This window comes from Phenylobacterium sp., from assembly GCF_025351295.1.
Classification (GTDB): Bacteria; Pseudomonadota; Alphaproteobacteria; order Caulobacterales; family Caulobacteraceae; genus Phenylobacterium.
In genome coordinates this window covers 21,187-34,288 of the sequence record NZ_JANXWD010000043.1, presented here as the reverse complement: position 1 = coordinate 34,288, position 13,102 = coordinate 21,187, and the positions used below count along the sequence as shown (strand labels likewise).

At 70.0% G+C, this 13,102-nt stretch carries 11 protein-coding genes; 4 read left to right on the top strand and 7 right to left on the bottom strand.

What is annotated here, in order from left to right; genetic code table 11:
• Positions 1-167: 167 nt before the first annotated feature.
• The gene (locus Q0R13_RS06585; RefSeq protein WP_293901278.1) at positions 168-1,133 is read right to left on the bottom strand and encodes a zinc-binding alcohol dehydrogenase family protein; all 966 of its coding nucleotides are present in this window, start codon (positions 1,131-1,133) and stop codon (positions 168-170) included.
• 89 nt (positions 1,134-1,222) lie between these two features.
• Here Q0R13_RS06585 and Q0R13_RS06580 point away from each other — a divergent pair, with 89 nt between their 5' ends.
• The gene (locus Q0R13_RS06580; RefSeq protein WP_293901275.1) at positions 1,223-1,900 is read left to right on the top strand and encodes a VOC family protein; all 678 of its coding nucleotides are present in this window, start codon (positions 1,223-1,225) and stop codon (positions 1,898-1,900) included.
• Here Q0R13_RS06580 and Q0R13_RS06575 read toward each other — a convergent pair.
• The gene (locus Q0R13_RS06575) at positions 1,897-2,505 is read right to left on the bottom strand and encodes a hypothetical protein (protein WP_293901272.1); all 609 of its coding nucleotides are present in this window, start codon (positions 2,503-2,505) and stop codon (positions 1,897-1,899) included. The genes Q0R13_RS06580 and Q0R13_RS06575 overlap by 4 nt on opposite strands.
• Here Q0R13_RS06575 and Q0R13_RS06570 point away from each other — a divergent pair.
• On the top strand, positions 2,504-3,400 hold the full coding sequence (locus Q0R13_RS06570) for a patatin-like phospholipase family protein (RefSeq protein WP_293901269.1): 897 nt from the start codon (positions 2,504-2,506) through the stop codon (positions 3,398-3,400). The genes Q0R13_RS06575 and Q0R13_RS06570 overlap by 2 nt on opposite strands.
• Here Q0R13_RS06570 and Q0R13_RS06565 read toward each other — a convergent pair.
• Entirely contained in the window at positions 3,397-3,999 is a 603-nt protein-coding gene (locus Q0R13_RS06565; protein ID WP_293901267.1) for a PEPxxWA-CTERM sorting domain-containing protein, read from the bottom strand. The genes Q0R13_RS06570 and Q0R13_RS06565 overlap by 4 nt on opposite strands.
• Before the next feature lie 131 nt (positions 4,000-4,130).
• Here Q0R13_RS06565 and Q0R13_RS06560 point away from each other — a divergent pair, with 131 nt between their 5' ends.
• On the top strand, positions 4,131-5,696 hold the full coding sequence (locus Q0R13_RS06560; protein WP_293901265.1) for a winged helix-turn-helix domain-containing protein: 1,566 nt from the start codon (positions 4,131-4,133) through the stop codon (positions 5,694-5,696).
• Here Q0R13_RS06560 and Q0R13_RS06555 read toward each other — a convergent pair.
• The 3 genes from Q0R13_RS06555 to Q0R13_RS06545 all read right to left on the bottom strand — a co-directional run bounded on the left by Q0R13_RS06555 (position 5,693) and on the right by Q0R13_RS06545 (position 10,382).
• On the bottom strand, positions 5,693-6,853 hold the full coding sequence (locus tag Q0R13_RS06555) for a DegT/DnrJ/EryC1/StrS aminotransferase family protein (protein ID WP_293901264.1): 1,161 nt from the start codon (positions 6,851-6,853) through the stop codon (positions 5,693-5,695). The two genes, Q0R13_RS06560 and Q0R13_RS06555, sit on opposite strands and share 4 nt — an antisense overlap.
• Before the next feature lie 419 nt (positions 6,854-7,272).
• Positions 7,273-9,363, bottom strand: a complete 2,091-nt coding sequence (locus Q0R13_RS06550; RefSeq protein WP_293901262.1) for a phosphocholine-specific phospholipase C — start codon at positions 9,361-9,363, stop codon at positions 7,273-7,275.
• Positions 9,364-9,650: 287 nt separating this feature from the next.
• Positions 9,651-10,382 carry a TorF family putative porin gene (locus Q0R13_RS06545; protein ID WP_293901260.1) on the bottom strand — a complete coding sequence of 244 codons (732 nt, stop codon included), beginning with the start codon at positions 10,380-10,382 and terminating at the stop codon, positions 9,651-9,653.
• 48 nt (positions 10,383-10,430) lie between these two features.
• On the opposite strand from Q0R13_RS06545, the gene Q0R13_RS06540 reads away from it, so the two are divergent.
• Entirely contained in the window at positions 10,431-11,339 is a 909-nt protein-coding gene (locus Q0R13_RS06540; protein WP_293901259.1) for a LysR family transcriptional regulator, read from the top strand.
• Here Q0R13_RS06540 and Q0R13_RS06535 read toward each other — a convergent pair.
• Complete coding sequence (locus Q0R13_RS06535) at positions 11,336-12,919, bottom strand: AMP-binding protein (RefSeq protein ID WP_293901256.1); 1,584 nt, start codon at positions 12,917-12,919, stop codon at positions 11,336-11,338. The genes Q0R13_RS06540 and Q0R13_RS06535 overlap by 4 nt on opposite strands.
• Positions 12,920-13,102 lie beyond the last annotated feature (183 nt).

Sequence of the window (13,102 nt, the reverse complement as noted above, 5' to 3'; positions counted from 1 at the left end):
GTCTTCCCGGGACATGTGCGCCAATCATTCCTGTAAGAGTCGCCTTGGGGGAGGGGCTGAGCGAACCGATGCGCGTGATCGTTCCACTCCTGCTTTCCCTGGCGATGTGGGCGTTTATCCTGCTTGGCCTCGCGGGCCTGTGGCTGAAGATCTTCGGCTAAGCCCGGCTAGGGAATCAGCAGCACCCGGCCCACGGCCTGCCGGCTTTCGATATAGGCGTGCGCGGCGGCGGCTTCCGACAGCGGGAACTCCCGGTCGATCACCACCTTCAGCTCGCCCCTGGCCACCCGGTCGATCAGGCTGACCATATTCTTCTGCACCCGGTCGGTGTTGATCTCGGCGCCCAGGAAGACGCCGGATATGGTGCGGTTGCCGCCCATCAGCGTGCTCAGATCCAGCTTCTGGCGGTCGCGGCCGGCCTGGCCGACGGTCGAGACGCGCCCGCGGTAGGCGAGCGCCAGGATCGAGCCCTGCAGCACCGCGCCGCCCACCGAATCGACCACCACGTCGGCGCCGTGCTTGTCGGTGATCCGCATCACCTCCTCGACCACGTCGTGGGTCGAATAGTTGATGCCGTGGGTCATGCCGAGCGGCTTCAACTTTTCCAGCCGCGCGTCGGACGAGGCGGTGGCGATGACCAGCTTCGCGCCGGCCCTGGCCGCGAGCTGGATCGCCGCAACGCCCACGCCTGAGCCGCCGGCCTGGATCAGGGCGATCTCGCCCGCCTTCAGCCGCCCGAACTCGAACAGGCAGTCGTCGGCGGTGCCGAAGGTCACCGGGATCACCGCGGCCTCGCGCGTGGAGAGCCCGTCCGGCGCCTTCCAGGCGGTCTTGGCGGAGACGGCGCGCAGCTCGGCATGGCTGCCCCAGCCGCCGGTGGTGCAGACCTTGTCGCCGACCTTGAAATTCGCGACCTCGGATCCGACCTCGATCACCTCGCCGGCGGCCTGGTAGCCGACCACGTGCGGGTGGGTCATCAACGGACCGCCGAGGCGGTTGAGGGTGTCGCCGCCCTCGATCGAGACCGCCTCGACGCGGATCACGATGCCCTTGGGATGACATTGCGGGTCGGGCACGTCCTCGTATCGCAGGACGTCCGGGGGACCGTTCTCATGATAGACGGCGGCTTTCATCGGACGCTCCCTTTGATGGCGTTCTGGCTCAAACGCTTGTTTGACGAAACCCATTCCACGGGCAAGCTGGGCGCGCAAGTGAGGACCCCATGCAACTCGCCAAGCCCCGCCTGGACATCGGTCTGGCCACCAATCACCTCGAACCGATGCTGGCGTTCTGGCAGGGCGAGGCGGGGATTGCGTTCGACCACCTGCTGCCGATCCGCGAGGGCCAGGACCAACACCGGCACGACGTGCTGGGCAGCGTGCTGAAGATCAACCACCACACGAGCCCGCTCCCGCCCAACCCGCCGAGCGGGTATCGGGAGCTGATCGTGGCGCGTGAGGGGCTGGCCACGCCGGTGGCCCTGGCCGATCCGGAGGGCAACCGCGTGACCCTGGTCCCGCCCGGCCACGCGGGGGTCACCCAGATCGGCGTGCGGATCGGCGTCCGCGACCTGGACGCCCATCGGCGGTTCTATGCCGAGGCGTTCGGCTTCCCGGAGGAGCGGCCCGGCGTGTTCCGGGCCGGGGAGAGCCTGCTGATCCTTGAGCCCGACCCGGAAGCTCCCGCCGACGCCGAGATGCGCGGGCCGGGCTGGCGCTACATCACCTTCCAGGTGTTCAAGGTCGACGAGGACCATGCCGCCGTCCTGGCGAAGGGCGGCCGCGAGGCCATGGTGCCGGTCACCCTGGGCGCCACGGCCCGCATCTCCATGGTCCGCGACCCGGACGGCAACTGGATCGAGCTTTCCCAGCGGGCCTCGATCGTGGGGTCGCTGAGCTAGCGGCGCTCAGTTCGGCTCAGCGTGAGGTCGTAGGCGCCGAAGTAGTTGTCGTCCGTCGGTTTTGCGTCGGGCCGACGATCGGGTTCGAACCGAAGATTCAGCTCAATACCTCTGCGCAGCTTAGCTGTAAGACGCACAACTTTCTGTTTGTTGCGCAGGATTCCCGTGTCGCCGGATCGCGCGTCGATCACGAAGCGAGCCCCCTCTACTTGGAGGCAAGCGATCAACACCCAGGGGTAACGGTGCGCCATCTCGATACCGGCCGTGTCCAATGCGGCCGCGCAATAGGCGCGTTGCGGTAGATCATCCGGCTCGACGGAGCACGATGTAAAGGCCTCTGCGTTCTGGTTAACTCGGAGCGACACATGGCGCGTCTGGCCGGTGCGCTCCACGGTCCGCGCTAGGTCGCGGAACGCCGAACAGAGTGGTGGTGGGTCAGCAGCAAAAGCTGGCGGCGCCAAGGCCGCCAGGGCCAAACCAACCGCAAGGCGCACGGATAAGCCGGAGAGCGGATCGGCATCTGGCATGGCGGGCTCAAGCGAGGACTTGTCGAGGCCCAAGGCACGCCCGATGCTGGCGAAATGCAAGGTGGGAGAGACGGCCATGGCTTCACGGGCGCTGGTGCTGGGCGGGGGCGGGCCCGTGGGGATCGCCTGGGAGAGCGGGCTGTTGGCCGGGCTGGCGAAGGCCGGGGTCGACCTGGGCCAGGCCGACTTCATCATGGGCACCTCGGCCGGATCGTTCGTCGGCTCGCGACTGGCGTTCGGCGCGGAGACGGCGACCCTGGCCGACCCAATCCTGGCGGAGCGGCCGCCCGCGGAGTCGGGCGAACGCGCCGGTGGCGCGGCGGGCGGGCCGCCCGCCGACCGGGGGCCGCTGATGCGGCTGATGGGCGAGGCCCAGGGCGGCGCGCGCGATCCGGCGGAGGTGCGCCGCGAGATCGGCGCCTTCGCCCTGGCCGCCCAGACCATGAGCGAGAATGACTTCATCGCCAGCTTCGGCCGCACCTTCGCCGGCCTGCCGACCGATGTCTGGCCGCCGCGAAACTATGCCTGCACGGCGGTGGACGCCGAGACTGGCGCCTTCCAGCTCTGGACGCGGGAGAGCGGCGTCGGCGTCGGCCGGGCGGTGGCGTCGAGCTGCAGCGTGCCGGGCATCTATCCGCCGGTGACGATCAACGGGCGACGCTACATCGATGGCGGGATGCGCTCGTCAACCAACGCCGACATGGCCACGGGCCACGACCTGGTCGTGGTGATCGCCGTGCGGCTGGCGGCCGGCGGCGAGGTGGGCGCGCGGATCGCCGCACGCCTGGACGGCGAGGTCCAGGCGCTGAAGGACGGCGGGGCGACGGTGCTCGTGGTCGGGCCCCACGCCGCCAGCCAGGCGGCGATGGGCGTCAACCTGATGGACTTCCGCAAGCGCGCCAACGCCGCCCGCGCCGGCCTGGTCCAGGGTGCGGCAGAGGCGGCGGAGCTGGCCGCGGCCTGGGCCGTCTAGACGGCGAGGCCCACCCGCCGACGGCGCATGGCGGTTCCGGTGAGGCCGAAGCCCAGTATCATCATCGCCCAGGTCGCCGGCTCGGGGACGGCCGGCAGGTTCAGCGAGCCGCTGAAAGTCCCGGTGTTCAGCGGCCGTGGGACTCGGCGGTCGAGGGTCCCGATGGACTGGAACGCCCCCGTGGCCCCGAGAAAGCGGCCCGTGCCGCCAGTGACCACGAAGTTGACGGTGTTGTTCAGGACGCCGGGCGTGGCCGTGGGGCTGAAGAACCCCGAATAGCTGCCAGACAGATCGTCGCCGGCCGCAAACGCGAAATCGAACACCCCGCCGCTGTAGCTGCTCGGCGGCAGGCTGAGGCAATGCGCCAGCGACGGACCGAACGCGCCGAAGTTGGACGTACCGGCCGCGGTCGAGTTGGCGGGTGAGAAGGCGATGCGCACCTCCCCGGCGGCGCAGAGCGCACTGGGCGTCGGCGGCGGCGTATCGTTCGTCGAGGTCCCGGTGAAGGCGTAGGTCGTTGCGGCGGCCGGCGAGGCCGCCGTCAGCGCCAGTGCGACAAGTGCGGGGCGGATCAGATGATGGAGGAAAGACAGGCGCATGCTAATCTCCGAAGGTCTCGTACAGCCGGGGAAGCGGCCGAGGAAATCCTGGCCCCGGCGCCGTCGCCTGGGGAATGATGGACAACCGTTGATAAGCCGATGATTTCCCGATCGTCTTTGGAGTCAGTGGGTTGGATGGCAACACCCTAGTCGCGACAACAGCCGCGGAGCTGGCGCGGTGGGGGCCTTTCCGCCTGGGCGCGACCCGCATTGATCCCGCGTCGCGCGAGGTCAAAGGCCCCGGAGGCGTGGTCACGATCGAGCCGCGGGTGATGCAGGTGCTGCTGGTGCTGGCCAATGCCGCGGGTGGCGTGGTGACCCGCGACGACATGAGCCGGCTCTGCTGGAACAGCCAGATCGTCGGCGACGACGCCCTCAACCGCGCGGTGGGCGAGGTGCGGCGCGTGGCGCGGACCGTCGCGGCCGGAGAGTTCGGCGTCGAGACGATCACACGGACCGGCTACCGGCTAACCGGGGCGGTGATCGCGACGGACGGGGCCGAGGCGGCGAACGGCGTCGTGGCGCCCGCGCCGCGCCCGATTCCGCGGCGGCTGTTGCTAGGCGCCGCCGCCGGCCTGGTGACAGCCGGCGCAGCGACCTACGCCCTCTGGCCTGACGGCAGGGCGCGGCGCGCCGCCGACCTCGCGGAACAGGCCCAGCTGGCGCTAAACGAAGACCAGCGCGGGTCAGGGCCAAGAGCGGCTGGCCTGCTGCGCCAGGCGGTGGTGCTCGAGCCGCGAGACGCCGCGCTCTGGGGCAAGCTCGCCCTCGCCTGCGTCGCGATGGCCGATGACGCCCCAGCCGCCGAGACCGCCGAGGTGGTGAGGTCGTGCGAAGTCGCGGCGGCGCGAGCGCTCTCCCTGGCGCCTGGTCAGCCGGACGCGCGGACCGCCCTGATCATGCTGCGCGCCAGCTATGGCGATTGGCTGGCTGTCGAGCGGGGATTGCGTGCAATCCTGGCTGACGCACCGACCAACGAAGCGGCGACGCGAGAGCTGGCGGCGACGCTGCAGGCCGTCGGGCGGACGCACGAAAGCGGCCTCCTGATCGACGCCCTCACGGCGGCGCTGCCGCTTTCGCCGGCGCTTCAGTACCGCCACGTCTACCTTCTTTGGAGCCGGGACCGCGTGGGCGAGGCCGACCGGGCCGCCGACCGGGCCTTCGCCCTTTGGCCTCGTCATCCCGGCGTCTGGTTCTCGCGGCTCTGGCTGATGAGCAATACTGGCCGCACGACGATCGCCCTTGCACAGATCGCCGATGTCGAGAGCAGGCCCGAAGGGATGCCCGAGGATCGCCTTGAACGGCTTCGGATCGCGATCGAGGCCATCCGGACACGCCGGCCGGCGATCGTTCAGACCGCTGTGGACGGCTGGATGGCCGACGCGCTGGCGGGGCCTGGAGCGGCGATCAGTGCGATCATGATCCTGTCGGCGCTCGGGCGCCTCGACGAGGCTTTCATCGTCGCCGATGGCTACATGCTGCGCCGGGGTCCCAGCCTCATGCCGCTCCGCCCACGCCCCGGAGAGGCCGGCATGACCGACCAGCGGCGTCGGCACAGCCAGGTGTTCTTCGTCCCGCCAACTGCGCCCCTGAGGGCCGATCCGCGCTTCGCAGCGCTGTGCGAAGCCTGTGGTCTCGCCGACTACTGGCGCCGGTCCGGCCACCGGCCGGACTTTCTGGCGGCGCGCGCCATCTAGCCGTTGCGCTTCACGTGGTTGCGGATTGCCGAGATGATGCGGTCCTGCACGTCGGGCTCCAGGTAGGCGTGCATCGGCAGGCTGAGGACCCGCCCCGCCGCCGCCTCGGTCACCGGCAGGCCGCCGGGCGCGGGATAACGGGCGTAGGGCGCCTGCCGGTGCAAGGGGACCGGGTAGTAGACCGCCGTGGGGATCTGCTCGCCGCGCAGGTGGGCGGCCAGGCCGTCGCGGTCGTCGGTCTCGATCGTATACTGGGCCCAGACGGAGACGCCCCCGGCGATCACCGAGGGCGTGCGGACCATGTCGCCCAGGCCTTGGGCGTAGCGGGCGGCGACGCGGTTGCGGGCGGCGATCTCGTCGGGGAAGATCGCCAGCTTCTGCAGCAGGACGGCGGCCTGGAGGGTATCCATCCGGCTGTTCATGCCGACCCGCATGTTCAGGTACTTGGGGTCATGGTCGAAGGTGCGGCCGACCAGGTCCGATGCGACCGCCTGGCCGTGCACCCGCAGGCTGACCAGCAGGTCGTGGAATCGCGCGTCCTTGCTGAGCACCGCCCCGCCGTCGCCGTAGCAGCCCAGCGGCTTGGCCGGGAAGAACGAGGTGGTGGTGACGTCCGCCCAATGGATCGGGTGGTGGCCATCCAGGGCGCCGCCGAACCCCTGGGCGCTGTCGGCGATCAGCCTCAGGCCGTGCTTCCGGGCGATGGCGGCCAGGGCCGGGTAGTCGGCCGGTTGGCCGAACAGATCGACGGCGATGATCGCGCGGGGCGTCAGCGCGCCGGCCGCCGTCACGGCCTCGATCGCCGCGTCCAGCTTCGCCGGGTCGATGTTGTAGGTGTCCGGCCGTACGTCCACGAACACCGGCGACGCGCCCACCAGGGGCATGGCCTCGGCGGTGGCGGCGAAGGTGAAGGCGGGGCAGAACACCGCGTCGCCGGGCCCGATCCCCCAGGCCATCAGCGGCAGCACCAGGGCCTCGGTGCCGGAACCGCAGGAGAGCGCGTGCGGCGCCTGGCCGAAGGCGGCCAGGGCGGCTTCGAACTGGGCGATCTCCGGGCCCAAGATATAGGCGCCGGAGCGGACCACCTTGAGGATGGCGTCCTCCAGCGGCTGGCCCAGGCGGGCGCGTTGGGCCTGCAGATCGATGAACGGGATCATGGCCGCGGCTTCTGCCACGCGCCGGCCCGCGAGGCCAAAACACAGTTGGTGACGGGGTGTTTCCCTCCGGGTCTGATCGGGCCTTCATGGCGGGCTGTCGCCGCTGCAACTGGTGGTCAACCCGGCACCCATCAGCGTCCCCGCATGCAGGCGCTGATGAAAGCTATCGAGTTCATCGGGACGTAAAGCGCGCGGAGCCAAACGCCTACAAGGCACGACTGCAATCCCGGTATATTGAAGCTTTCAAACCAACGCGCCTGCGAAGTGCGTTCGTCGGCGAAGGATAGCCTAGCTTATCAGTGTTCGGAGCGACTCGGTTCGAACAAGCTTACCCGACCAACGCCCGAGAGGCGGCCCGATTTGTCCAGCTACACCAAACGGCAGTTTGAGGACTCATAGGAAACGGTATTCGATCCCCTTCAGGTCTCGCGGGTCATCCGCGCCGGGCCGTGCATTTCCGGGTCGGAGATGCTGTCGTGGCCGGTCTCCAGGCGTCCGGCGTAGCGGCGCAGCCAGCCGGGGTGGTTCAGCAGGGTCACGGAGAGGTCGTACCAGCCGCCGTGCGCGCTCAGCGGCCAGGCGTTGGCGACCGAGCCGCCGGGCGGCACGGCGGCGCGCCAGGTCTTCATCTCATAGGCGTTGCCCATGGCGTTGACCTCCAGCGCCGCCGCGCCGGTGTTGTGCAGGGTGAGCGTGAGTTGGGTCGCCTTCGGGTCGAAGGCGGTGGTCAGCGCCAGCTTCGGGTCGTCGAGCCCGCGGAAGTGGCGGTGATAGCCGTTGGGGCCCAGGACCCAGAGGTCGTAGCGCCCGTCCACCAGCGGCCAGCCGTCCAGCAGCCGCTCGCCGGGCGAGACGGTATAGCGGCGCGGGGCGGGTGTCAGGTCCAGCAGGTTATAGGCGTGGAACACCGCCGCGGCGGCCCCGGTGTTGGCGAAGGCGATCCGGGCGGCGCGGCTGTCGACGGTGATGGTGGCGTCCAGCGCGTAGGGCAGCGCCCGCGATCGGCGCAGGCCGGGGGCCTGTTCCGGGGCGCTGGGCGTGGCCGGGGTCGGCGGGCGCGTGCGGCCGGGCAGCGCGGCGGCGCGCGCGGCGACGGCGGCCGTGGCGGGCATCGCCGGCGGCCGCGCCTCGCGGTTGGGCGTGCTGAAGTCGAAGGCCGAGGTCAGGTCGCCGCACACCGCGCGTCGCCAGGGGCTGATGTTCGGCTCCATCACCCCGAACCGGGTCTCCAGGAAGCGGATCACCGAGGTGTGGTCGAACACCTGCGAATTCACCCAGCCGCCCCGGCTCCAGGGCGAGATCGCCACCATCGGCACCCGCGCGCCCAGGCCGTAGGGGCGGCCCATCAGCTCCGGCAGGTCGGCCTCGCCGGCGATCGGGTTGCGCACCAGGTGGTGTTCGCCGGCCAGGTCGACGGTGGAGCCCCCCAGCCAGCCGCCGCCAGGATCGCGCGAGGGCGGCGCGGGCGGCGGGACGTGGTCGAAGAAGCCGTCGTTCTCGTCGAACATCAGCAGCAGGACGGTCTTGCTCCAGACCTCGGGATTGGCGGTGAGCGCGTCCAGCACCTGGGCGGTGTAGTCGGCGCCCTGGGCGGGGCTGGAGGGGCCGGGATGCTCGGAGGCCTGCTCAGGGGCGACGATGTAGGAGACCTGCGGCAGGGCGTCGGCCATCACGTCGGCCTTCAGGGCGTCGAGCCGGTAGGTCGACAGGCCGTCGCGGGCCAGGCGGGGATCCGATCCGGGCGCCTTGGCGTGGGCGGCGCGGAAGGCGGCGAAGCCCACCAGCGAGTTGTCGCCGAAGTTGTCGGCCATGTCCTGGTAGACCCGCCACGACACCCCGGCCGCGGTCAGCCGCTCGGGATAGGTGGTCCAGGCATAGGGCTCCGCGGCCCCGCCCTCCTCGACGAAGTGGTCGTGGGAGTTGACGATGCCCGGCCCGCCGGCCCGGCCCGTCGGGTCGTTCGTGCCGCTGAACAGGAACAGGCGGTTGGGGTTGGTCATCGCCTGGATCGAGCAGTGGTAGGCGTCGCAGACCGTGAACGCCTCGGCCAGGGCGTAGTGGAACGGCAGGTCCTGCGGCCGGTAGTGGGCCATGGCGTGGTCGCCCTTGGCGGCCGGCCAGCGGGCCATGCGGCCTTCGTCCCAGGCGGCCTGGGCGTCCGGCCAGTAGTGCGGCGTCCCCTCGACCCGCATCAGCGCGAAGGTCTCGGTGGTCTCCAGCGGGAAGGGCGCGATGAAGGTCGGGTGGCCGGCCCCGCCGCCGCTGGCCTGCATCCAGACTGTGCGGTCGCCCTCCAGCGGGATCGGGAACCGGTCCGCGAAGCCCCGCACCCCGGGCATCGCCCCGAAATAGTGATCGAAGCCGCGGTTCTCCTGCATGAAGATCACCACATGCTCGACGTCTCGGATCGTGCCCGTGCGCACATGGGCGTCGATCGCCCGGGCCCGGGCGATGGCGGGCGGCAGGCCGGCCGAGGCGGCGGCGGCCAGGAGGAAGCTGCGGCGATCCATGGTCAGGGTTTGTAGACTTTCCTTCTTTCATGACGAAGACGATCTGTTGCAGGACGCTGACGTCCCCCAGCGGGTCGCCCGCCACAGGGTGTTTCACAGCGAAGCCCCGGCACAGATCTTCGAGGAGCTTAGGCGGCGTTCGCGGGCGCGTCAGCGCCGAAGAGATTTAAACCGCAGAAAACGCGGAAAGACGCGGAAGCGCCGGGGAGATTGCGGCGGCGGGGCCAACATCGACCGTTCAGCGTCTGTCTGCGTTTTCTGCGGTTCCAATCCTGCAGCGCGGAACCTCAGAACAGGATCAACGGAAACGCCGCCGTCACCGCCGCGGTCAGCGCCGGCCCGCAGATGTCGGGGTTGTAGCCGCAGCGGGCGCGGGACAGGTTGGAGTCCTGGTAGCGCACCTCGAAGGTCAGGTGCTTCCACATCGTGGCTGCACCGAGGCTCCAGTAGGTGCGGTCCGAGCCGCGACCGATCCAGCGGCGGCCGGCCAGCGCCTTCAGGGTCAGGTGCGGGGTCAGGACATAGTCGGCGCCCAGTTCCGCGCGATAGGCCTTGCCGGACCCGTAGGACGCCTCCGGCACGACGGTGGTCTGGCCGATGAGGGTCAACGGGCCGGCCTTGCGGACCAGGCTGACGCCGCCCTGGATGAAGTCGTAGGTGGGGCCCGGCGTCCGGTTGTCCGGGAAGGTCGTGTAGAGCACTTGCAGCTTCAGGTCGGTCTGCTTGTCCAGCGTCAGGGTCCTGCCGCCGTAGATATCCAGCTCATACGACGTGCCATAGTCGTTGAAATCGACGGTGGTGGCGAAGACCCCGGCGTACCAGCCGTCGGGCCGGAAATAATGGACGTTGGCCTGGATCGCGGCATGCTGGTCCGAGTTGGAGACGCCCTGGTAGCGGTAGTCGGAGACCAGCGTCACCGCCGAATAGATCCCGCCCCGCTCGCCGGCGGCGCGGGCAGGCGGGGCGGGGAGGAGCGCGGCCGCCAGCAGGGCAGCGGCAGCGGGGAGGGCGTGTTTCATGCCGCCAGGCTAGACGCGCTACATGTTCAGCCGTACTGAATTGGCTGAATGAGTGATATCGATCTGAATAAACTACGCCGGCTGGACGGCGGTCTGCTGCTGGTGTTCCGCGAACTGCTGCGCACCGGCAAGGCCAGCCGCGCGGCCGAAACGCTGGGCCTGTCGCAACCCGCGATCAGCCATGCCCTGGGCCGGCTTCGCGACCTGTTCGACGATCCGCTGTTCGTGCGCCGCCCGCACGGCTTCGAGCCGACACGGCGGGCGCTGGCCCTGGGGCCGCAGATCGACGCCCTGATCAGCCTTGCGGGACTGGCGATGACCCCGGACGCGACCTTCGACCCGGCGCAGAGCCGGCGACTGTTCCGCATCGTCGCGCCGGAGTTCGTGACGGCCCTGATCGGGAGCGAACTGATCAATCGCCTGCGGCAGATCGCGCCGCATGTGGCGTTCGGCGTCGCGCAACTGGCCGAGGACGACGCCTTCCGGGCACTGCGTCGGGGCGAGGCCGATTTCGCGCTGGGCCGGTTCGGCGCCGCCCGATCGGGCTATCTGGTCGAGCCGCTGTTCGAGGACCACTATTGCGTCGCGGCGCGCAACGGCCATCCGCGGGTGAGCGGGTCGATCGACGAGGCGGGCTGGCGCGAGATCGGCCACGTCTTCGCCTGGAATCCCAGCGAGACGGCCGACCCCGTCAAGGCGGCGCCCGAACTGCGGATCGCGCACCTGGCCTCGGTCCCCGGCTGGCTCACCGCCCTGATGCTGGTGGCCTCGACGGACGCCATCGCCACCTGCCCGCGGCGGCTGGTCGAGCGTCATGCGCAGAAGCTCGGCCTGCAGGTGGTCGACCTGCCGTTCCCGCCCGACCGCATCACCGTCTCGGTCATGCGGCGCACCGGGGTCTCCGATCCCGGCGCCGACTGGTTCCTGGACCAGGTGCGCGCCGCCGCGATCGCCTAAATCTGCCGCGCGCGGCCTTCCCAGTAGGGGGCGCGGACCTTGTTGCGCTGGATCTTGCCGGCTTCGGAGCGGGGCAGTTCGGTGACGAAATCCAGGCTGCGGGGCACCTTGAAGGCCGGCAGGCTGTCGCGGGCGAAGGCCAGGATCTCCTGGGCCAGCAGGTCGGAGGGCTGGTAGCCGGGCTTCAGCAGGATCACCGCCTTGACCTGTTCGCCCCACTCGTCGTGCGGTACGCCCACGGTGGCGCTGTCGGCGACGGCGTCGTGCTTGATCAGCTCGTTGTCGACCTCCTGCGGGTAGATGTTGACCCCGCCGGAAATGATTGTCTCGGCGCTGCGGCCGGTCAGGAACAGGTAGCCGTCGTCGTCGAAGTACCCCATGTCGCCCATGGTGAAGTGGTCGCCGACCCGGCTGGCCAGGGTCTTCTTCTCGTCCTTGTAGTAGGTGAAGGCGCCGCCCGGCGGCAGCTGGTGGTAGATGGTTCCCGAGACGTTGGGCGGGCATTCGGCGCCCTGCTCGTCTAGGATCCTGGAACCCAGCAGGACCGGCCGCTTGCCCACCGAACCCGGCTTGGCCAGCCACTCGTGGCTGTCGATCATGAAGCCCGCGCCGCCCTCGGAGCCGGCGTAGTACTCGCTGAGCACCGGGCCGAACCAGTCGATCATCGCGAACTTGACCTCCGGCGGGCAGGGCGCCGCGCCGTGCACGATGTAGATCACGCTGGAGATGTCGTAGCGGGCCTTCACCTCGGCCGGCAGCGCCAGCAGCCGCTGGAACATGATCGGCACGAGGTGCAGATGGGTCACGCGGCGCTCCTGGAGGGTGCGCAGGGTGTGTTCGCTATCCCACTTGTCCATGAACACCAGGGTTGCGCCGGCCCCCATGGCCCCGCGCACATCGAAGGCCAGCGGCGCGGCGTGATAGGCCGGCCCCGCGCAGAGCTGGACCGAATGTTCGTCGTAGCCGCGCAGGGCGTACATCGCCTGGGGCACGGTCACCGGGTTCTCGCGATAGACCCCCTTGGGCCGCCCGGTGGTGCCCGAGGTGTAGAGCATCTGGTTGCCCAGCACCGGGTCGTCGATGTCGGACGGGTCGAGGCCGGAGATCGCCTCCTCGTAGCTGACGAACCCCGGGATGCCGCCGCCGATGGCGACCTTGAGGGTGATGGCCGGCGCCTGGGCCACGGCCGGTCCCGAGGTGGCGACGCGGGCCTCGCAGAAGGCGGCCTTGGCCTCGCAGTCGTTCAGCGTGTAGGCGATCTCGTCGGTGGCGAGATGCCAGTTGACCGGCGTCAGGCGATAGCCGCCGCGCTGGCAGGCAATCATCACCTCCACGAACTCGCCCCGGTTAGAGGCGATCAGGGCGACGGAATCCAGCGGTTGCAGCCCGGCCTTGCGCAGCAGGCGCACCAGGCGGTTGGCGTTGGCGTTGACCTCGGCATAGGAGCGGGTGCGGCCATCGGGGTCGATGACGCAGGCCTTGTTCGGCTGCGCCTGGGCCCAGATCGCCAGGGACATGCCGGTCAGCGAGGCGGCCTCCAGGCGTTCCGTCAGACCTTCCCGTTCCATCACCGCGTCCATCCGTCCCTCCGCACGCGCCGGTGTCATGCCCGACTTTCGAAACCACCATGGCATGGGGAAAGCGCGGCGGACAATTGCTCGCGTCCGGCCGCTCTCGTTTGCGGGCGAGGAACGGCGCCTCGCGCTACGCGGGCGGCGCGGCTATCACCTGCACGTCTCGCCCTTGTTGTGCCGGGTCAACCA

Coding starts and splice junctions, on each gene's coding strand:
- Q0R13_RS06585 (WP_293901278.1), bottom strand. CDS start 1,133: ATGAAAGCCGCCGTCTATCATGAGAACGGTCCCCCGGACGTCCTGCGA.
- Q0R13_RS06555 (WP_293901264.1), bottom strand. CDS start 6,853: ATGATCCCGTTCATCGATCTGCAGGCCCAACGCGCCCGCCTGGGCCAG.
- Q0R13_RS06570 (WP_293901269.1), top strand. CDS start 2,504: ATGGCTTCACGGGCGCTGGTGCTGGGCGGGGGCGGGCCCGTGGGGATC.
- Q0R13_RS06580 (WP_293901275.1), top strand. CDS start 1,223: ATGCAACTCGCCAAGCCCCGCCTGGACATCGGTCTGGCCACCAATCAC.
- Q0R13_RS06575 (WP_293901272.1), bottom strand. CDS start 2,505: ATGGCCGTCTCTCCCACCTTGCATTTCGCCAGCATCGGGCGTGCCTTG.
- Q0R13_RS06565 (WP_293901267.1), bottom strand. CDS start 3,999: ATGCGCCTGTCTTTCCTCCATCATCTGATCCGCCCCGCACTTGTCGCA.
- Q0R13_RS06535 (WP_293901256.1), bottom strand. CDS start 12,919: ATGGACGCGGTGATGGAACGGGAAGGTCTGACGGAACGCCTGGAGGCC.
- Q0R13_RS06550 (WP_293901262.1), bottom strand. CDS start 9,363: ATGGATCGCCGCAGCTTCCTCCTGGCCGCCGCCGCCTCGGCCGGCCTG.
- Q0R13_RS06540 (WP_293901259.1), top strand. CDS start 10,431: ATGAGTGATATCGATCTGAATAAACTACGCCGGCTGGACGGCGGTCTG.
- Q0R13_RS06545 (WP_293901260.1), bottom strand. CDS start 10,382: ATGAAACACGCCCTCCCCGCTGCCGCTGCCCTGCTGGCGGCCGCGCTC.